Here is a 21,943-nt window from a genome sequence, read left to right as displayed (position 1 = left end):
AATTCATATTCATCTCCCTAAACGATGTCAAATACCTATGATTGTGAATAATAAAAGTCTCATAACCTACAGGTTATGAGAACGGTATAGTTATTTTATATAAACTCTATTTTTTTGTTAATCCAGTACTTTCTAAATTTTTCACTGTCTGTTCATAACTTACATACAGTATTTTACCATCTTTTTTTGCACCAGTAATGATTTTAGCTGCTTTTAAATCATAGAAATCTGCTGTTTCATAATCTATTATTGTTGTTTCAGTTATTTTATCACCAGTTATATCAGCTCTATAATTGACCCCTTTTATATCATAAAGCTTTTTATACTGTTCAACTGTTTGTTCCATTTCATCTTTTGTAATTCCTAAATCTGCAAAGTTCATTACAGAGACAGTTTTCTGTTTTAAAACACGATCTCCTAAATAATTAATTGTGCTTGAAATCTTAGTTCCATTAATCTCACCTTCGTATACTACTGTTTCAATTTTAGAATCTCCTCCTCCACAACCATTTAATACAACTGCTGCTATCATTATACACATTCCTAATTTTAATAATCTTTTCATAATTTACCTCTTCTTTTGATCATATCAAAAACAATCAAATTATTTATTAATGTTACACAAGATAATTTACAGACCCACTCCAGTCTTATAACTGCCTTTATGAGCAATATTGAACATATATACTCCCCTTTGCTCTATCTATATATCCAATATCATAGCATCTTTATTCATACAGTCCCTAAATTTTACTTTCTCTGCATGGACACTCTACTTTCCCAAGAATTCTATCCTTCAGCTTAAATTCTACTTTTGTTTCATACTTCAGATTTATAGAAATCATCGCTGTTTTTTCCTTAATTGTCATTCTTTCTATATCTAATCCTTAAATGATAAGAATCTGTCTTCATCAATGTCCATCTTCTTAGCTATATTTGAATTGTACAGATAGAAGACATAATCTCTCTCCCCCTTCCTTGGTTCATTAAAGTTCACACAAAAAAACCATGCAATTTCCTTAGAAAAAGCATGGTAAATCAACAAAATATATGCTATTTTTATCAGTTCGTAAAAGTGAACATTTACGAACTTTTATACACGATAAATTATATCATAATTTATCTATTTTCTACAAGCGTTTACAAATAACTCATGTTTCTATTTATGAAAATCGAATGATCCATAACATATTATTCATAAAAAATACTCTCATTTCTTTTAAAACTCCCTAACTTTTGTATTCAATTCAGTTAGCCAATCTGATTCATATTCTTCAATCATTCCCATATCGCTTAACTTTGTTAATTCACTATCTAATGGTATCTGTCCTAAAACATTCAAATCATACTTATGTATAACATCTTCTAAATGACTTTTTCCAAATACAAAAATTTTCTTTCCACAATCAGGACATTTCACATAACTCATATTTTCAACAATCCCTAAGATTGGAATATTCATTTGTCTAGCCATATTCACCGCTTTACCAACAATCATACTCACAAGTTCTTGGGGACTTGTGACAATGACAATTCCGTCAAGAGGTAATGATTGGAATATAGTTAATGGAACATCACCTGTTCCTGGTGGCATATCAACGAACATATAATCAATTTCACCCCATTTGACATCAGTCCAAAACTGTTTAATCATTCCAGCTAAGATTGGACCACGCCAAACAACAGGATCTTCAGGATGCTCCAATAAAAGATTAGTTGACATGATTTTCATTCCATGTGCAGTTTGGGCTGGAATAATCTCTTTTCCATTAGAATAAATTTCTGTATCATCGACACCAAATGTTTTACCAATTGATGGACCTGTAATATCGCCATCTAATATAGCAACATTGTGACCTTCTCTTTGTTTTAAAACAGCTAATAAAGATGTAATAGAAGACTTACCAACACCACCTTTCCCACTGACAATACCAATAACTTTCTTAACATGAGAGTGAGCATTCATTGGTGCTAGAAAACTTTTTTCATCACACTCTTCTTGACACGCTCCACAATCATGATTACATTCATTACTCATTATCTTCACTCCTTTATGATTATTATTCTACTACAAATTCAAGACTTATTCAAAAGATTCACATTATCTATTAAGATATATAGATCAAAATAACAAAAAAGGTCTCAAAGATAAGACCCTATGATTCAATATATTCTTTTTTAAAAGTAAAGCCTCTACCACGAACCTCATTGACCTTACTTACAACCATAAATGCATGTTCATCAATATTCAATATTAAGTCATTAAGTTTTGGTAATTCCCTGTTAGATACAACAGTCATAACAACTGGATATTCGTTTTTCATATAACCAGAAATAGACTTTAACATCGTTGTTCCTCTATCTAACTCTTGTATAATAACATTATTAATCTTTTCATATTCTTTAGAAACAATCATAACTTCAGTTTGTGCTTTTCCAAATACTAGAACTTTATCCAATACTAATGTATATGTCGCTACTAAGACAATCCCATATAAAACCATTTCTTTATCAGTATAAAAGACTTGCATTAACAAAATGATAAAATCAAAAACATACATAGAAACAGAAACAGGTATTCCCATTTTCTTATTAATGACAAGTGGTGGAATATCCATTCCTCCAGTTGAAGCATTACACTTAATAACAAGTCCAATAGCTGTTCCTATCATAACTCCACCAAACAAGGCAGCTAACAATGGGTCACTTGTCATCTTTGTATATCCAATTGTTTGTTCAAAGACACTTAAAATGAGTGGAAAATAAAATGTACTGATTAAAGTTGTCAATGCAAATGTTTTTCCTAAAACAAAAAAACCTATTGCAAACATACCTATATTAAAGATGGAAACAAATAATGTTATTGGTATTTGAAAAACATGATGAGCAGCAATCGCTAAACCAGTAGAACCACCTGTTATGAGACCACTTGGAACAATAAATAAAACAACTGCTAAAGCATATAACGTATTTCCTAAAAGAATACCAATAATATTCTTCACTGTTTTTAGAGTCATACTCTCCCTCCTATTCAATAAACCAAAAGTTATTATAACACGACTTATGTCAATTATAATCATTATTTTTATAATATGACAAAAATAAGTCATTTGATTTATTCCATTTACATTGCTGATATATAAAAAACAAGTTATACTTATAAACAAGGAGGAGAGATTTATGAAATATTTAAAAAGACTTTCAATAGTTATATTATCTGCTTTCATGGCTATTTCATTAATAGGGTGTCAGCCGCAAACAAAAAACAATGAAGAAGTTCAAAAACAATTTGATGAATTCATTCAAACACAATTTGTGAATACAATGGAAAGTGACTATACAACTGCTCATACATTTATGGTCAATCCTAAAGATTTTGGTGTTGATATGAGTCAAGTTGATGTCAATTTAGGAATTCGTATTACAGATGAAAATTTGAAAAAAAGCAAAGAAGATCAAGCTTCTGTACTTAAAGAATTCAAAACATTTAATCGCGACGATTTAACAGATGAACAAAAAGATACATATGATATTTTTAAATTCCAAGCTGAATTAGATGAAAAACTGAATGATGATAAATTTGATTATTATCAACAAATCTTTGAAAGCATGACTGGTATTCATTATCAATTACCAACAATGTTAGCAGACTGGCAGTTACGTAACGAACAAGATGTAAAAGATTTAATTTCTGTTGTCAATGATATTCAACCCTATATGGATAGTGCTTTGGATTATACAAAGAAACAGGAAGAAAAAGGTTTGTTGATGGCTGATCTTAATGAAGTGATTGCATACTGTGATAAGGTAATTAAAAAAGGAGATCAGAGTGCAGTTTTAGAAGCTATGAAAAAAAGTATTGATAATCTTTCACTAGAGAAAGGAACTGAGTACAAAAAACAACTCAGTCAGGCATTTAAAGATTCATTTATTCCTGCTTATGAAGATATTAGAGACACAATGAAATCTTTCAAATCAGGAACAAATAATACTGAAGGATATGCTAAGTTTAAAAATGGAAAAGAATATTATGAGTTATTACTACAGAAAAACATTGGTTCAAATAAATCAGTATCTGATATTCAATCAATGATGACAAAAGCATACAATAGCCATTTGAAGAATTTAATGGCAGTTGCTACAAAGGATCCAAATATTATAAATAAGTCAGAACCAAAAACAAATTATAAGAATTACACAGAAATGTTAGACGATATTCAAAAGAATTTATTTAATGATTTCCCTGAAGTTAAAAATAGAAGTTATCATATTGAAGATATCAATAAAGAAATTGCCTCATCTTCAGGTGTTGCTGCTTATTTTAATATTCCTCCACTTGATGGAACTGATAAGAAACAATTGCGTGTCAATCCAAATTCAGCAGATGTTTCAACTGTTTCAACTTATCATACTGTTGCACATGAAGGATTTCCTGGACATATGTATCAATATGCCTATATGTATGAAAACATATCTTCTCCTTATCGCAAAGCATTAGCGAATAGTTCTGCTTATTCTGAAGGTTATGCTGTTTATGCACAATACTATGCCTTTAAATATTTAACAGATATTGATCAAAACTATTTGGAACTGACAAAAGAAAATGAATTGGCAACTTATTGTATTATTATTTTAGCAGATATTGGCATTCATTATGAAGGTTGGTCATTTGAACAATTTAAAGATTTCTTAAATACTAAAGGTTTAACTTTAGAAGATGATGAACAGTTCAAAAGTCAATACTACCAACTACAAGCAAACCCATCTGCATTCCAGCCTTACTATGTTGGATATGAAGAAATAAATGCTTTAAAAGAAAATGCTGAAAATAAACTCGGATCAAAATTCAAAGATAAAGATTTCCATACGGCACTTTTAAAAAGTGGAACTGCTCCATTTAATGTTGTTGAACGCAATATAGATAAATATATTGAAGAGAATAAATAAATTCAAGGCAATGAAAATTGCCTTTTTTCTTTATTATAATGATCACTTAATCATTATTTTTTCATAATCTATAATGAATACACGCAAGGAGGAAATGCTATGTATAATGATTATAAGAATCAGTTTGTTGCAGGGAAAGTCATCGTTGCATTAGATAGAAGCATTGATTCTATGAATAATCCAGAATATGATCTTAGTCTTATTCTCAGTCAAATCAATTATGAAAAAGTAGAAATTATTTTTCACTCTAAAAATAATTTAGGTGATATTATTCTTATTCACCTTAAAGATAAAACTCATTTGGCAGTGATTGATGCTATTGAAACACTTTCTACCAATCCTTTTGTTGTTTATGCAGAACCAGATTATATTGAGGAAATTTTTAAACTTTCTAATGATCCACTCTATCGTGAACTTTGGGGAACACAAAAAGTCAAAGCTTCATCTGCTTGGGACTATACGACAGGAAGTTCTGATATTGTTGTTGGAGTTATAGATACAGGGATAGATTATAATCATCCTGACATAAGAGAAAATATGTGGATTTCTCCAAATAGAGAAATCTATTATGGATGGAATTTTGCTGATAATAATGAAAATTCTATAGATTTAGATGGACATGGAACACATGTTGCAGGAACAATTGGAGCGGTAGGTAATAATGGAATTGGAATAACAGGTATCTGTTGGGATGTCAAAGTTGTGTCGATGAAATTTGGTCTTGATGTCGCCTCTGCAATTGCATCGATTGATTTTGCAAATGAATTTCATATTCCTATTCTTAATGCCAGTTGGGGTGGTCGTGCATATTCCCAGGCTTTAAAGTATGCAATTGAGCAATATGAAGGTTTATTCATAGCTGCTGCTGGAAATGATGGCACAAACAATGATTACAATCCTGTCTACCCTGCTTCTTATGATTGTCAGAATATTATCTCTGTTGCAGCAACAACCCCTTATGATAATCTTGCACGCTTCTCCAACTATGGTGTTAGAAATGTCGATATTGCTGCTCCTGGAACAGGCATCTTAAGCCTTGATTTATATGGTGATTATAGTCCTCTCAATGGGACTTCTATGGCAGCACCTCACGTTGCTGGTGCAGCAGCACTTTTGAAATCATATATGCCAAATATATCTTCCTTAGAGTTAAAAAATATTATATTGTCTACAGCAACTCCAATACCTCAATTCATCGGTAAAGTCTTGACAGGAGGTATTCTAGATGTAAAGACAATGTTTGCATTTGCATCTACCTTTAAACAAACCAATGACTATAACTTCAAAACACAATGATAATTCATCATATAGAAAAAGTTATCTCTTTATACTTTAACATTTTAAGATATATCTCTTAAAGAGAGTTAAAGGTATCATCAGATAACCTTTTTGATTTTTTTATTTATGATTTTTAAATCTATATTCAGTTGCTGTCATACCCATTTCCCGATGAAAGATTTTTCCAAAATAACTAGCTGATTGAAATCCACACTTTTCAGCAATTTCTACAATAGGATCCTCACTCTTTTGCAAAGCCTGTTTTGCCTGTTTTAAACGATAGTTCAATAGATAATGAACTGGTGAATCATGTAAATAAGATTGAAAACAGCGTGCAGCTTCACTTTTGCTAATATCAGCTGCACAAGCAATATCTTGTAAAGATATAGGTAATGAATAATGATCATGTATGAATTGCAACATCTTTTGTGTTCTCACTTGTAAAATATGTTTATTGTGCTTTATAGAAACTTTTGGAATATCTTCTAAATGAAGATAAATTAACTGCCAGATTTTATTCAGAATACTCTGTATTTCCATTTCGTAACAAACGATTTCAATGTCTTCATTTTGAAATGGTAAAGTAGGATATTCACCATAATAGCTTGGCACTAAGCCATATTTTTGTAATATTGAGAAAAGTTTATCCAACATTAAAAGTATGTCCTGTTGCCACTGACAATCCTGATGCAAAACAAAATAAGGTAATTCTGTATTCAGAATAATACATTGAATAAATTTTTTATAGATAATACTGTAGGATGGAGCAATCATTTCATGTGAAAATACTATATTTGGACATTGACACTTATCTTGAAAATTGATTTGTTGAAATGAATGAAGAACATTGGCATTTATAAATATAGCATCTCCTTCTATTAAATCAATAATAGTTTTTCCAATTTGAATTTGTATTGGGCCTCCATAAGCTAAATAAAATTCCAAATCTGAATGCCAATGAAGTGGAATCATCTGCTTTGAATAACAATATAATTCATCTACATAATATTGGATGGGGAATTCTTCACTACCATGTTCAACAGTATCTTTTAAATTATAATCTGTAATTGTTAACTCAGTTTGTTTCATAATATCTCCATATATTTACGACTTGAGAATATTGTAATACATTTAGACAATAAATTCCATTGTTAGTAGATATAAAAGGAATATAATAATATTATCATGGAGGATAATAAGATGAATGAAATAAAAATAATTATTTGTGATTTAGATGGAACATTATTAAATGAAGAAGAAATGATGAGCGAATTAACTATAAATACAATTAAGAAATTAAAAGAAAATGGTTATCTTTTTGGCTATGCCACAGGTAGACCAATCTGTTCTATTGAAAATCTTATGGAAAAGTGGCAAATGAATAAGGATATTGTAGATATCGTGATTGGATTAAATGGCGGACATATTAAAGACTACAGATTGAATAGAGAGGAAAAATGTTTTCAAATAGATGGCAAACTGATTGAAAAGATTATCACACATTTTCAAGGTTTCCCAGTTAATTTTGGTGTATATAAAGATGATTATTTGGCAGTTTTTAAAGATGATGATCTTGCCAAACGATTAGCAACAAGTGATAATATTCCATATATAGTAGAAAACTTTCAAGATATTTATAAGTCAAAACAAAGCAAACTTATTGTCATCACTCATCCATCAGATATGAAATATATTAGAGAACATGGTCAAAAATTGAATCATCCCCATCTCAAATCTTTGCAAGCAGGCCAAATTGAATATGAATATATGGATCCTCAATTATCCAAAAGTTTAGGTTTAGAGCTCGTATGTTCATGGCATGATTTGTCACTTAAAAATTTACTTGCTTTTGGAGATGCTGATAATGATGCTGAAATGATTCGTGATGCTGGAATAGGTGTGGCAATGGAAAATGCAAGTACACTTACGAAATCTTATGCAAATTATATAACAGGAAGCCATCAAAATGATGGTGTTGCTTATTTCTTATTAGAAAAAATATTAGGAGGAAACATTTAATGACAGAAAAAGAAAAAATGTTAGCTGGTGAAATTTATGACTGTGGAGATCCAGAGTTGTTAGAACTTTGGTATTTAGGGAAAAATTTAGCGAGAGATTATAATCTCGCAGATGCAAACAATATAGAGGATAAAAAGAAAATATTAAAACAACTACTAGGTGGCTTTGGTGAAAATTTATGGATTACTGCACCATTTTATGTTGATTATGGTTGTCATATTTATCTTGGTGATAATTGTGAGATCAATATGAATTGTACCTTTTTAGATGATAATCAAATTATTATTGGTAATCATGCTTTGATTGCACCAAATGTTCAAATATATACTGCTTTTCACCCTACTCATTATTTAGACCGCTTTGGAGATAGTGTTGATACTCAATTTAATTTTTGTAAAACAATGACTGCTCCTGTTATTATAGGTGATAATGTATGGATTGGTGGTGGCGCTATTATTATGCCAGGAGTCACAATTGGTGATAATGTTGTCATTGGAGCAGGTAGCGTTGTCACAAAAGATATTCCTTCAAATGTTATTGCTTATGGAAATCCTTGCCAAGTGAAACGTGAAAACAAACGTCGATAGTTTATGTCAGAAAAATGAAAGTGAGGAAATACAAATGATATACAAAAATTTAAAGTGGTTAAATGAAAGTCAATATCATGAAATAGATAATGGAATTGAAATCTACGCACCTGAACATACTGATTATTTTGTTAATCCAGTTAATCATGACGTCATAACATCTGCTCCTTTTCTTTATCAAGAAGTGACAGGTGATTTCATCTTGCGAGCAAAAGTAAGTCATGACTTTTTATCAACATATGATGCTTGCGTTCTACTCGCCCAAGACCATGATAGATTATGGGCAAAAGCATGTTTCGAGTTGACTGATATAGGGACTCATTCAATCGTAACTGTTATGACAAATGAACATTCAGATGATGCAAATGGCGTTATTGTAGACACTCAAGAGATATGGCTGCAACTGGCAAGAAAAGACAATATGTTTGCTATTCATTATTCTCTAGATGGAAGAATATTCTCTATGGCAAGACTAACCTATTTACCAATGAGAAAAACAATTAAAGTTGGTTTTTCTGCTCAATCCCCATTAGGAGACGGTGGAATGAGATGTTTTACAAATATTTTGTTTAAAAAGAAAAGATTAACAGATATTCGAAATGGCAATGATTTGCCATTGATATAAAAGCCCAGAATAAAATCTGGACTTTTTTATTTATAAAAAGGTTTAAGACATCTATTTAATTGTTCTGATACTTTCATAATATCTATATACAACAATAAAAAAGAGATTTATATAATAACATATAATTATGTAAAATATAAAATATTTTATCTTTTTTATAGATTTTTAAACACTATAAGTAATATAATAATTATATATAGAAACCGCTTTCAAAAGATATAGCGATAATCTATAAGAAAAGGCAGAAAGGAAAAGATAATTATGTATCATAAAATAAAAACAATTACTATTTTTTCTATGAACTTTGACATACAAAATGCCTTAACCCAAATGTTAGAAACTAAAAAACATATCAATTATAATATTGAGACATTATCAAATTATAATGAAAATTATCAAAATAGTGATATAATTATATGTGATTTACCAGTATTATGCCTTTTGAACTATCGTAATCAGATGAAAGAAAATACTTATCTTTTTTATATTAGTGATTATAAAAATGATTTATGCAATGACTATTATGAAGTTGCAGATGAAGTACTTATACGTCCTATTCAACTCGAGTATTTAAATAAACGTGTTCATCAAATTTATCAAAATATGAAACAGGGTGAAGACCTTTGGCTCAACAACACATATTTAAATGTATTAATTGATAGTATGCCTGATTTGGTTTGGTTTAAAGATATCAATGGTATTCATATGAAAGTTAATGATGTTTTTTGTCAAACAGTAGGAAAAAAGAAAAAAGAGATCGAAGGAAAAGATCATTGTTCAGTATGGGATGTTAAAATTGATGATTGTGCCAAAACTGAAGATATTGTGAAAAAAGAAAAAAAGACATGTCAATTTAATGAACTCGTTAAAAGCCGAAATGGTTTGCGTCAATTTAGAACCTATAAATCACCATTATTTAATCCGGATGGTGAGCTGATAGGAACAGTAGGAATTGGTCATGATATTACAGATTTAGAGAACATGAGTACAGAAATGGAAATTCTTTTTAATAGTATGCCTTATGCAGTATTATTGAGAAATCAAGATGGAGTCATTCTGAATATCAACAAAAAGTTTGAAGAATATTTTCATACTGTTAAAAATAAAATTATAGGTAAAACGTATGATGATTGGTATCATAGTCTCTTGATTCAACAAAAGTATATGAAAAGAGAAGATAATGGGAAAATTTTTCTATCTTATGAAGATGAAGAGCGTATTCTAGATATGAGTTATGAAAAAGTATATGATATCTTTAAGAATCATATTGGTGAACTCTGTATATATCGAGATACTACTGAAGCATTCTTATTAGAACAACAGTTAAGTAATAATTCTCATACTGATTTTTTAACTGGTTTATATAATAGAAGATATTTTTATGAATATTATTCAGAGCATCACTCGTTTGACCAGATTTCTATTCTTTATGTAGATTTAGACCATTTTAAAATAGTTAATGATACATATGGTCACCAAATTGGTGATGAAGTCCTTAAAATAAGTGCTCAAATACTACATAAGCTTTTCCCAAATGATACAATTACTCGTTTAGGAGGAGACGAATTTCTTGTTTTAAAATATGGTATTATAAGTAAACAGGAATTAATTGAACAAGGTAATAATTTAATTATAGCTTTGCAAGAACAATTTAAAAAAAGTAGATATTATTATAATTTATCTGCGAGTGTTGGAATTTCTTATACAACTGATAACCAAAAAATAGTTGATGAACTTATTAAAGAAAGTGATACAGCATTATATGAGGCTAAGCAAACAGGAAGATCAAAATGTTGTATATTTCATAAATAATTTATAGATAGGAAGTGAAAAGAGATGAATAAAAATTTACATATTCCAGAGTCATTTCAAGTTGATATCAATGACTTTTATAATGCTGTCGTTAAGAGTACTGAAAATTATATATATATTGTTGACATGAAACAAAATATCTCATTGATTTCGGATAATATGTATGAAGATTTTGATTTACCAGGGAGAATTGTTGAAGATCTTATTTCTGTTTGGGGAAAATTGGTTCATGAAAAAGATCAAAAACGATATCAGGATTCTATTTCAGATATGCTCTCTTGTCGTACCAATGAACATAATTTAGAGTATCAAGTCTTAAATCGGAAAAAGGAATATATCTGGGTTGTATGCCGTGGCTTGTTAACACGTGATGAAGATCAAAATCCTATAATGTTTGCAGGCGTTGTGACACCTATTGGCGGTCGTGGAAAGGTTGATCGAACAACTGGCTTATTAACTCAAGAAGAATGCAAAAATACAATTGACTTATTTCAAAATCAAGGTTATGAAAAAGGTGGTTTTTTGCTTCTTGGATTAGATAATTTTAGTCGTTTAAATAATTTAAAAAATCATATTTTTGGTGATACTGTGCTCCGTAATATTGCTCAGATGATAGTTAGTACTGTACCACATGAATCTAGTGTTTATCGATTTGATGGAGATGAAATAGCTATTTTTTATCCTCAAGCAACAATATCTGATATGAAAAATATATATCAAAAAATACAGTTTTACACAAATCATGAGCATGAAATTGATGGAAGTTCATATTTTTGTACTGTTTCTGGTGGTATTGCTATGCTTGGTGAAGATGCTTATGATTATTTAGAATTGATAAAATGTGCTATGAGCGCTTTGGATGCTTCAAAAAAAGGAGGAAAAAACCGATGTACAGTTTATTCTCCTGAACTCTTGAAGAGTAATCTCTATACAATGGAAATAATTAATCAATTACAACGAAGTGTATTAGCAGGTATGAAAGATTTTTCACTTGTCTATCAACCTTTCGTAAGTTCAAATGGACTTGAATTAAAAGGTGTAGAAGTCTTGCTTAGATGGACATCAGAAACTCATGGAAAAATTGGACCAGCTGAGTTTATTCCACTTTTAGAATCAGATAATAGTATTATACCGGTTGGTAAATGGATCATGGAACAGGCTTTTATAACATGTAAAGAATGGTTAAATTTCTATCCTGAATTTGTTATGAATATCAATGTATCATATTTGCAAATTATTGATAAAGACTTTATTATGTTTGTAAAACATTTACTTAGTAAATACAATTTATCACCTCGTCATATTGTTTTAGAACTTACTGAAAGTTATTTTGTGACTGAAATGTTAATCTTAAAAGATGCTTTTAAAAGTTTACGAGATATTGGTATTCGTTTTGCAATGGATGATTTTGGAACAGGTTATTCTTCTTTAGGATTACTCTCACAATCTCCTGCTGATATTATTAAAATAGATAGATTATTTATTTCTTTTATAAATGATAAGGATCATAGTTTTAATCGTTCATTTATTGAGGCTGTTATTAAACTTTGTCATAGTGTTGGCATATCTGTTTGTGTAGAAGGCGTTGAATATATTGATGAATTAAATACTGTCTGTGACATGAATGTTGATAGTATCCAAGGCTATTATATTTCAAAACCTATGACTAAAGAAGAATTTGAAAAGAAATATTGCCAGAAAAATTAGTTAATTATATATATTTTATTGATGAAATGTTTTTAAATGGATTAGTAACTGATTTTCATGTTACAGAACTCTCTCTTTTTCCTATTTGAGACGACAAAATGAATCAGGCGAAAGGAAAATTTTATTAATTAAACTATTTGTAAATAGCTAGGTAACTTTATTAAGCAAAAAATATTAAAATACAATTCTACTATAAAAAATTGAATGTTGTACAAATCTGCTTAATTTCTATTATAAATATTTTAAGAATAATTGAAGATAAAATGATTTTATTAAACTTTTAAAACAAACAAAGATAGATAGAAAATAAAAAAACTCTAAATTCGGGAGTGTCAAGAAAACTGTGTAAGTTCTTTTAATAAATCAAATATTTATTAACTCTTTCGGTGAACTTATCATTGATCAGAAGTTGGTTCATGACCATTGACCAATTAGGCACATGACCTGATACCCACTTTTGATCAAGTTCCTTCACTCGTAAATACAGTAATTTAAGAAGTGCGTTTTCATTTGGGAAAGCGCCTTTTTTTGTCACTTTTCTAAAACTGGAATGAATAGCCTCTACTGCATTAGTCGTATACATAATCTTTCTAATAGCTGCGCCATAATCAAATAACTGTTCCACATGGTTGAAGTTTCTAACCCAAACATCTACTGCCCCTGGATATTGTGACCACTGCTGTCGAAAGGATTCAAAGGCACTTTTACAGGCTTTTAATGTAGGAGCACCATATACTTTTTTCAATGAACTCGTAAATACTTTATAATCTTTACTTGGTACATATTTAATAGAATTTCTTATTAAATGAACAATACATCTTTGTACCACTACATTTGGAAATATCGATTTAGCTCCCTGTTCTAAACCAGATACTCCATCCATAGAAATAAAGAATACATCTTCCACTCCTCTAGATTTAATCTCATCAAATATCTGCATCCACTTATGTTTACTCTCGCTTTCATTTAACCATAATCCTAACACCTCCTTATGCCCCTTTAAATTGTAACCAAGAATTGTATATACTGCGTATTCTTTAGTCTCATAATCGCTCCTAATAGTTACGTACATACAATCTACAAACATAAATGCATAACACTTCTCTAATGGCCTAGTCTGCCAGTTTTCTAGTTCTGGTAGAATAGAATCCGTTATATCAGAGATGGTATCTGCAGAGATTGAAAACCCATATATATCATCAATGGTATTGGAAATATCTCGTTGGGACATTCCTCTAGCGTACATAGCAAGTACTTTGTTTTCTATCGCAGATACATCTCTAGAACGTTTAGGAATTAACTTAGGTTCAAATGTTGCATCTCTATCTCTAGGAACCTCGATATCAATTTCACCTCTAGTAGTTATCAATGATTTATTACCATAACCATTTCTTCGATTGGTTGTACTTTTAGATTCTTTAGAATGAGGACTATATCCTAAGTGATTGTTCAATTCTCCTTGAAGCATACTTTCGAATAAAGGACCAAATATTTCTTTTAGTGCTTCATCCATATCTTCTACCGATTCAGGATTATAATGATCTACTATTTCTTGTGCTAAAGCAACAGCTTTAGGATCTCTTTTTATTTTCGCCATAAATATGTATCTCCTTTTTCTTTTATTGTATCAATATTTAAAAAAGTGTGCAGTAGTTTATCTATTTACACACTTTATATTACACTCCCCTAAATTCTTGTATATCAAGAACTTAGAGTATATTTTTTCTTGGTGCGGGTGACAGGGTCTGCACCACTTATCAACCGCACTATCTCTGCTTTTTTGCTAATTATATTATATCATACTTTCATTATATTTCAAGTTTTATTTTAACTTATTATCTCCTCCTTTCGTACATAATCATACATATGTATAATTCGATCTAATTCAGAACTTGTATAATCGCTTGAACCTATTGCTCCAACCAAAAGTCTTTCAATTGCATTTTTCAAAACTTCAAACTGTCCTTTATTTTCTGCTTGTATTTTATCCTCAATTATTCTTGCTAATCTTTCTTGTGATTTATTAGATGAATGATAATATATATCAACAGTTGTTTCTATGCTTTCATGTCCCAAATGCTTGCTTACGCTTTTTATATCTGTTGTTAATTCTGCAAGCATAGTCGCATGACTATGTCTAAACCCATGTAAGGTTATTTTTGGTAAATCAACCATTTTTTGATATTTATCTAATAATCTTTGTAATACACTGAAACTCATCATCTTAACATTACCTACTACAAACAGTTCATCAATATTGCCATATCTTTTTCTCAATGACATATAATAATCAAATAATAAATTATATAAGCTGTCATTCATTATTAATGTTCTATTTCCATTTAACGTTTTTGGTGGTGTTATAACCTGACCGATTTTCTTTTTTCTGCTTGCTGTTGAAAGTATTCTAATTTTTTTATTATAGAAATCTATTTCACTCCATTTTAACGAAAGCAACTCACCCTTTCTTAATCCTAAATAATAAAGCATATCAAATATGACTTTATCTCTTATCACATTAATATTAGATCTAAAATCATTATATTGTTTTAAGTTCCAAACATTTTTTTCTTCTACTATTTTAACTTGTTTTTTTATTGTCGGTATACTAGCTATACGATTGCATTCAATAATTCCCATTTCTTTTGCAAATTTAAATATTTGTTTCAACAATCCGACTATATGATTTGTGTGACTTACACTATAATTACAATCTTTTAATAAATATTTTTGAAACTCTCTCACTACATTTTTATTATTAACACTTTCTATATCAATTTTATGAAAGTATTTATCTATAATTTTATATCTATTTTCTATTGTCTCTATTGTAGAATCAACAACATCAATTATCTTATCATTTATAAATTCATTAAAAACCATTTCTAAAAACATAATTACACTCCCTTTTAAAATTCTATTATTATTTTAAAAGACGTCTTCCATATTTTTCCACCGGTTTTCTTATTATATCTTATTTTCGACAATTTTTTATTATATTCATCATTTTATGCATATTCTTACTTTTATTATTTACAATTATTGGTAATAAAGATATTATTAATATTTATTGTTTTCTTTCTTACCTAAAATTTCATATTCCTGATATATCAGTTCCCTTAAAATTCGTATCATTTTTTCATCAATCATACGAATTCCATTTATTTCTACAACTGGAACGGTTGAAACTGTTTCCCAGCCTAAATCAGCTTGATCGGTTTTTAAGATGGTATATTTTTCAATAACTTTATTTTTTGTATGTGGCATTATTTCAGCATACTTCTTATTTTTCTTATAATAAAACACTTTTTTTTCACACCCTTTCATTTCTCATGTTTGTTTTTAAAATATTCTTTTAAAAACAAATGCAATATATAACAACGATATCTTTATTTTTTCTAATAAAGATGTCTCAAAATAATAATGTGGCAGATTGTCATAATTATTAAATGTAGGAATTTGATGTTCTTCTTTTTCTTCTTTTGGGACTGGTTCATTTTCAACTTGTTCATCTGGCTTTTCACGTTTCCTTTGTAATTCTAATTCTTTTGCTTTCCTTTCACGCTCTTCGTTCTCTTTTTGCCAAAATGCCGTTTCTATATGATAAGTTTGAATTACAAAATTATCATTACCTAAATGCTGTTTTTCTATTTTTTTAGCATTTCATCATAATTTTTTTGTCCATACTCTTTATAAGAATCTACCATTCTTAATGCTGTCTCTAGTACAGATATTTCTTTATTAAAATATTTTTTTCTTACATCATCTACTTTTAATAACTAGTGCTAGTATAAATTTAGTACCAGTTAAATAGAAATAATGTCTAAAAAAATGAATTGAAAAATTTTGAAAAGAATACTAATCTAAAATAAGAAAAAGAGGTACTAAATATGGCAAGGAAAAAAGTGATAGATAAACAATTTAAATTGGATGCAGTTCAATATAGAAAAGATCATCCTGAATTAACTTTTGAACAAGTAGCTAAAAACTTGGGAATTTCCAACAGCTCAATTCATAGATGGTGTAAACAGTTTAGTGACACAAAAGTCAAAAATGAAAGTAAAGATGAAAATAGAGATTTATTTAGAGGATCAGGAAACTTTTCGAGTGATGACGCAAAAGAACTTGCTCGTTTAAAAAAAGAAAACAGAGATCTGAAAGATGCCGTTGAAATATTAAAAAAAGCTATGAGCATAGTAAGCAGCCAGTAAACGTACTTTATGAGGCAATCAAAGAATACATAGAAGAGACTGCTGGTATTAAAAGTGTTTCTTTAAGAGCTGTAACTCAAATACTTGGTGTTTCAGGTTTTGTTTATTTGACAAGTGTAATGGACCTGTTTTCAAGGAAAATAGTATCATGGGTACTTACAAAAGATATGACAGCAGAATCAGTGCTTGAAGCAATAAAAATAGCACAGGAGCGAAGAAACATTGAAAAACCAGTAATAATACATAGTGATAGAGGAATACAGTTTACAAGTGAATTATATAAAGAAATAACAGAAAAAATGAAACGAAGCTATTCAAAAAAAGCATGTCCATGGGACAATGCATGTATAGAATCGTTTCACTCATTAATAAAGAGGGAGTGGTTAAACCAGTACAAAATCCAAAATTATGATGATACATATAAGCTGATATTTGAATATATAGAGACATTTTATAATACAGTGAGAACGCATAGTCACTGTAATTATCAAAGTCCAAATCAGTATGAAAGAAGTTATGCAAAAAAACAGTTAAGCTAGATGAAATATTTCAGTTTAACTGGTACTTTTTCTTGACGTAGTACCAGTAACAGAAGCATGATGACGGGTTAATTCACGAGCTTGTTTCATATCGAGCTTACGCTGAGCGACTCTAGTATAATCTCTATCAAAGAATACTGAACAAATAAGAAAAGTCTCTTTTTTATCATTGTTAGTCTTTCTTATTTTGCTTTTGCGCTTGGCATCAGTTATTTATCAACTTGAAAAATTTGGTCGCTCGCATATCAAAGCATCTTAGGTTCTTTTCTATAAATATCTTCTTTTTGAGCACATGTATAGATGCTCTATTTGTCATACAATTTTAAAGGTTCAAATATATCTGAAATGCAATTATGTGATTCATTCAATAATTAGCATTTTTAGACTTTACTTTTAATAGTTATTGAAACTGGAATAAACATTAAATATGTTTGTATCCCAGCTACCCTTATCGCATTAGACTGTTCTCGAAAAGTGGGCTGTCACGATTCTTTGAAGAGATTGATTCTTATCAACAAATATATTCGGAAATTCAGCAATAGTATCAAAAACAAGAGAATTCTTAAGCAATCATTAGTTTGCGTATAACTGGAGAGAGTGCGGCTATTCAAATAAAAAATTATATTGAGTCACATTCGTATTTAGAAAATACGGATATAATTCTATTAGTGATTTCTGATCATGAATACTTGCTAAGAAAAGTAAATCAAATACAAAAAAACAAAGGATTGTGTGTGAGGTAGGGACTTATAATCAAGAATTATATGGTATACCATACATTCCAATTTCAAAACTATTTGATATTTCATCAGATAAACTAGATATTTTGTTATCTTTAGAAACTTTAGAATCTGTCATGTCAGTAAATTATGATGCGATATATGCTTACTTGGAAGAACAGTTGGAAGGTTTTGACCTTCAGTTATTAAAGAAAATTTTGCCAAAGACTATTCTTAGAATAAAGAAAGTATTGCATGGCTTATCATCTGATCAGGAAGTTGGGTTATTTATGCATATTACATGTTAAATCTATCGATTACAAAAAGAGAATAAATCAATAAGAAATGAAACAAGCCTTTATATAATGATTTGAAAGAAAATTTACAACTGTTTGAAAAAGAATTTTTTATAAAATTTGATGATGACGAGTTAGCTAATATAATCCAAATTAAAAAATGTTAAATCATTACTTTTTTATTAAAATTAGTGTATGAAGTTACAGTAATTGGCTAAAAGAACTCTTTAATTATAAAAATGAAATAAAAGATTTGAATAATGATGTTGGCTTATGCATCTTTCTAATCGTTTTTCATTTATACTAGTTTATTATTCTAAATTCTGAGCTAAACTAATAGTAGCAGATTATAATGATATTGGAGGTATAAGATATGAATGATCAAAAAAAAATTCAAGTATTACAAGATGTTATTCGAATTCCATCAGTAAACGGGAAAGAAGCAGAAGTAGCATCCTATCTTTCTAAACTATTTATAGATTACAGTATTGAAAGTGAAAGAGTGCCTTATTGTCCAGGACGAGATAACTTGGTTGTAACTATTTCTACAGGGCACGGCAAAGTCTTAGGGCTTTCTGGGCATATGGATGTTGTGTCTGCTGGAAATGAAAGCATGTGGAATTATCCACCTTTTGAGGCGCATATTGAAGGTAATCGTCTCTATGGACGCGGATCGACAGATATGAAGGCCGGATTAATGGCGATGGTCATTGCTATGATTGAATTAAAAGAAGAAGGATGTCCATTTAATGGGACAATCAAATTGTTGGCGACTGTTGGGGAAGAGGTTGGAGAACTAGGAGCTGAACAATTGACAAAAGAAGGTTATACAGATGATTTGGATGCACTTATTATTGGGGAACCTACTGGATATGTTTTAGGCTATGCTCATAAAGGATCTATTAACTATACGGTAGTGTCTAATGGTAAAGAAGCACATAGTTCAATGCCACAGGAGGGATATAATGCTATTAGACGTTTAAATGATTGCATTATGGTATTCAATCAAAAAATGGACAAGATATCAAACGATTATATCAATGAAGAATTGGGAAAAACAATACATAATGTCACAATTATTCGCGGTGGAACCCAAATAAATAGTATTCCAAATAAGGCTATTGCACAAGGAAATATACGGACTATACCAGAATTTGATAATGGTAAAGTGATTGCTCTATTAAAGGAAACAGTTGCACAATTAAATCAAGATAATTTATTTCCATTGGAGTTAACTATTAATTACAACAAAATTCCCGTTGAAGCCAACAAAAACTCCACATTGATTCAAGCTATTCAAAAACAGTTTGATACACCGTTACCAGTTTTAGGAGGCCCTGCTACTACAGATGCTGCAGAGTTTATAAAGTCACAGAAACAATTTGATATAGTGGTTTTTGGACCTGGTGTTACTACAGTTCCTCACCAAATCAATGAATATGTGGAAATTAGTAATTATTTTGAACAAATTGACATCTATAAAAAGATAATTACTACCTACTTAAGTGATGAATAATTAATGAACTTTATAGAGAAAAATAGTAATTAGATTTTTTCGCTGATTAGGTATTGTACAGTGTATGAAGCACTGGTACTATGTCAAGATTTCGGACAAGTTAAATACAAGAATTTAGTTTGTCTCGTCTAACATTTTATATTTTTTCTCAAATTGGTCCGGCAACATATATTCACAATGCGAACGTATTCTCATTGTGTTTAAAAATTTTTCCAACTATTCAAATATTAGTTTTCATAACCCTGGATTTTAAATCTGTTTATCCACTCACGTTTTATTGATGCATGAAATGTTTCTATACATGCATTATTTCGCAGGTAGCTTTTTTGAATAGCTTTTTATCATATTTTCTGTCAATTCTTTATATATGAGAGATAGAGTTGGATAAAATACACTAAATTGGACAGTTTTTAAGAAAATTATTATATGAAAAAAACAAGAAATGAGGTAATCTGAAATGGTAATCGACAGGATTGTGAGAAAATTAAGCAAGAACTTACATAATTTATAAGTATCACACTAGAGATGGAATTTAGTAAAGAAAAAACTCTGATTACACATAGTAATACTTTTGCTCGTTTTCTCGGATATAATGTCAGAGTACGCTGTGATAGTGCTAGTATAAATTTAGTACCAGTTAAATAGAAATAATGTCTAAAAAAATGAATTGAAAAATTTTGAAAAGAATACTAATCTAAAATAAGAAAAAGAGGTACTAAATATGGCAAGGAAAAAAGTGATAGATAAACAATTTAAATTGGATGCAGTTCAATATAGAAAAGATCATCCTGAATTAACTTTTGAACAAGTAGCTAAAAACTTGGGAATTTCCAACAGCTCAATTCATAGATGGTGTAAACAGTTTAGTGACACAAAAGTCAAAAATGAAAGTAAAGATGAAAATAGAGATTTATTTAGAGGATCAGGAAACTTTTCGAGTGATGACGCAAAAGAACTTGCTCGTTTAAAAAAAGAAAACAGAGATCTGAAAGATGCCGTTGAAATATTAAAAAAAGCTATGAGCATAGTAAGCAGCCAGTAAACGTACTTTATGAGGCAATCAAAGAATACATAGAAGAGACTGCTGGTATTAAAAGTGTTTCTTTAAGAGCTGTAACTCAAATACTTGGTGTTTCAGGTTTTGTTTATTTGACAAGTGTAATGGACCTGTTTTCAAGGAAAATAGTATCATGGGTACTTACAAAAGATATGACAGCAGAATCAGTGCTTGAAGCAATAAAAATAGCACAGGAGCGAAGAAACATTGAAAAACCAGTAATAATACATAGTGATAGAGGAATACAGTTTACAAGTGAATTATATAAAGAAATAACAGAAAAAATGAAACGAAGCTATTCAAAAAAAGCATGTCCATGGGACAATGCATGTATAGAATCGTTTCACTCATTAATAAAGAGGGAGTGGTTAAACCAGTACAAAATCCAAAATTATGATGATACATATAAGCTGATATTTGAATATATAGAGACATTTTATAATACAGTGAGAACGCATAGTCACTGTAATTATCAAAGTCCAAATCAGTATGAAAGAAGTTATGCAAAAAAACAGTTAAGCTAGAGGGAGTGTAATATAAAGTGTGTAAATAGATAAACTACTGCACACTTTTTTAAATATTGATACAATAAAAGAAAAAGGAGATACATATTTATGGCGAAAATAAAAA

Annotated in this window: 20 protein-coding genes; 13 read left to right on the top strand and 7 right to left on the bottom strand. The window is 29.6% G+C overall.

The features are described 5' to 3' along the window. Positions 1-106: 106 nt before the first annotated feature. The 3 genes from GQF29_RS12670 to GQF29_RS12660 all read right to left on the bottom strand — a co-directional run bounded on the left by GQF29_RS12670 (position 107) and on the right by GQF29_RS12660 (position 3,017). Entirely contained in the window at positions 107-565 is a 459-nt protein-coding gene (locus GQF29_RS12670) for a DUF1307 domain-containing protein (RefSeq protein WP_008787770.1), read from the bottom strand. Positions 566-1,219: 654 nt separating this feature from the next. Continuing rightward, a complete protein-coding gene (locus GQF29_RS12665; protein WP_017143864.1) occupies positions 1,220-2,038 on the bottom strand; it encodes an Mrp/NBP35 family ATP-binding protein in 819 nt (272 codons plus the stop codon). Positions 2,039-2,156: 118 nt separating this feature from the next. Beyond that, entirely contained in the window at positions 2,157-3,017 is an 861-nt protein-coding gene (locus tag GQF29_RS12660; protein ID WP_008787768.1) for a YitT family protein, read from the bottom strand. Positions 3,018-3,180: 163 nt separating this feature from the next. Here GQF29_RS12660 and GQF29_RS12655 point away from each other — a divergent pair, with 163 nt between their 5' ends. Next, a complete protein-coding gene (locus tag GQF29_RS12655) occupies positions 3,181-4,947 on the top strand; it encodes a DUF885 domain-containing protein (RefSeq protein ID WP_008787767.1) in 1,767 nt (588 codons plus the stop codon). A 99-nt stretch (positions 4,948-5,046) separates the two neighbouring features. Further along, positions 5,047-6,243, top strand: a complete 1,197-nt coding sequence (locus GQF29_RS12650) for a S8 family peptidase (RefSeq protein ID WP_008787766.1) — start codon at positions 5,047-5,049, stop codon at positions 6,241-6,243. Positions 6,244-6,345: 102 nt separating this feature from the next. Here GQF29_RS12650 and GQF29_RS12645 read toward each other — a convergent pair whose 3' ends face one another. Continuing rightward, complete coding sequence (locus GQF29_RS12645; RefSeq protein ID WP_008787765.1) at positions 6,346-7,314, bottom strand: AraC family transcriptional regulator; 969 nt, start codon at positions 7,312-7,314, stop codon at positions 6,346-6,348. Positions 7,315-7,425: 111 nt separating this feature from the next. Here GQF29_RS12645 and GQF29_RS12640 point away from each other — a divergent pair, with 111 nt between their 5' ends. The 5 genes from GQF29_RS12640 to GQF29_RS12620 all read left to right on the top strand — a co-directional run bounded on the left by GQF29_RS12640 (position 7,426) and on the right by GQF29_RS12620 (position 12,975). Beyond that, positions 7,426-8,244: an HAD family hydrolase gene (locus GQF29_RS12640; protein ID WP_017143865.1), complete on the top strand. Its 819-nt coding sequence runs from the start codon at positions 7,426-7,428 to the stop codon at positions 8,242-8,244. Continuing rightward, entirely contained in the window at positions 8,244-8,831 is a 588-nt protein-coding gene (locus GQF29_RS12635) for a sugar O-acetyltransferase (RefSeq protein WP_008787763.1), read from the top strand. Before GQF29_RS12640 ends, GQF29_RS12635 begins: the two co-directional genes overlap by 1 nt. A gap of 34 nt (positions 8,832-8,865) precedes the next feature. After that, complete coding sequence (locus tag GQF29_RS12630; protein WP_008787762.1) at positions 8,866-9,456, top strand: DUF1349 domain-containing protein; 591 nt, start codon at positions 8,866-8,868, stop codon at positions 9,454-9,456. Positions 9,457-9,717: 261 nt separating this feature from the next. After that, positions 9,718-11,268, top strand: coding sequence for a sensor domain-containing diguanylate cyclase (locus GQF29_RS12625; protein WP_017143866.1), 1,551 nt, complete (start codon positions 9,718-9,720; stop codon positions 11,266-11,268). 24 nt (positions 11,269-11,292) lie between these two features. Beyond that, complete coding sequence (locus GQF29_RS12620; protein ID WP_008787759.1) at positions 11,293-12,975, top strand: GGDEF domain-containing protein; 1,683 nt, start codon at positions 11,293-11,295, stop codon at positions 12,973-12,975. Between the two features lie 355 nt (positions 12,976-13,330). On the opposite strand, the gene GQF29_RS12615 is transcribed toward GQF29_RS12620, so the two are convergent. From GQF29_RS12615 to GQF29_RS12605, 3 genes are all read right to left on the bottom strand, one after another. After that, positions 13,331-14,572: an IS256 family transposase gene (locus tag GQF29_RS12615; RefSeq protein WP_008789773.1), complete on the bottom strand. Its 1,242-nt coding sequence runs from the start codon at positions 14,570-14,572 to the stop codon at positions 13,331-13,333. A 230-nt stretch (positions 14,573-14,802) separates the two neighbouring features. Further along, positions 14,803-15,870 carry a tyrosine-type recombinase/integrase gene (locus tag GQF29_RS12610; protein WP_054690528.1) on the bottom strand — a complete coding sequence of 356 codons (1,068 nt, stop codon included), beginning with the start codon at positions 15,868-15,870 and terminating at the stop codon, positions 14,803-14,805. A 165-nt stretch (positions 15,871-16,035) separates the two neighbouring features. Then, on the bottom strand, positions 16,036-16,281 hold the full coding sequence (locus tag GQF29_RS12605; RefSeq protein WP_054690531.1) for a hypothetical protein: 246 nt from the start codon (positions 16,279-16,281) through the stop codon (positions 16,036-16,038). Positions 16,282-16,865: 584 nt separating this feature from the next. On the opposite strand from GQF29_RS12605, the gene GQF29_RS12600 reads away from it, so the two are divergent. From GQF29_RS12600 to GQF29_RS18980, 6 genes are all read left to right on the top strand, one after another. Further along, complete coding sequence (locus GQF29_RS12600) at positions 16,866-17,186, top strand: transposase (protein ID WP_054690568.1); 321 nt, start codon at positions 16,866-16,868, stop codon at positions 17,184-17,186. After that, positions 17,150-17,725: a DDE-type integrase/transposase/recombinase gene (locus GQF29_RS18985; protein ID WP_333562973.1), complete on the top strand. Its 576-nt coding sequence runs from the start codon at positions 17,150-17,152 to the stop codon at positions 17,723-17,725. The genes GQF29_RS12600 and GQF29_RS18985 overlap by 37 nt, the downstream gene beginning before the upstream one ends. A 730-nt stretch (positions 17,726-18,455) precedes the next feature. Then, positions 18,456-18,752 carry a hypothetical protein gene (locus tag GQF29_RS12590; protein WP_236916433.1) on the top strand — a complete coding sequence of 99 codons (297 nt, stop codon included), beginning with the start codon at positions 18,456-18,458 and terminating at the stop codon, positions 18,750-18,752. A 361-nt stretch (positions 18,753-19,113) separates the two neighbouring features. Further along, positions 19,114-20,256: an ArgE/DapE family deacylase gene (locus GQF29_RS12585; RefSeq protein WP_117599193.1), complete on the top strand. Its 1,143-nt coding sequence runs from the start codon at positions 19,114-19,116 to the stop codon at positions 20,254-20,256. A gap of 721 nt (positions 20,257-20,977) precedes the next feature. Beyond that, positions 20,978-21,298: a transposase gene (locus tag GQF29_RS12580; RefSeq protein ID WP_054690568.1), complete on the top strand. Its 321-nt coding sequence runs from the start codon at positions 20,978-20,980 to the stop codon at positions 21,296-21,298. Further along, a complete protein-coding gene (locus GQF29_RS18980; protein WP_333562973.1) occupies positions 21,262-21,837 on the top strand; it encodes a DDE-type integrase/transposase/recombinase in 576 nt (191 codons plus the stop codon). Before GQF29_RS12580 ends, GQF29_RS18980 begins: the two co-directional genes overlap by 37 nt. Positions 21,838-21,943 lie beyond the last annotated feature (106 nt).

Source organism: Coprobacillus cateniformis (assembly GCF_009767585.1).
Classification (GTDB): domain Bacteria; phylum Bacillota_I; class Bacilli_A; order Erysipelotrichales; family Coprobacillaceae; genus Coprobacillus; species Coprobacillus cateniformis.
This window is presented reverse-complemented; position numbering and strand designations above follow the sequence as displayed.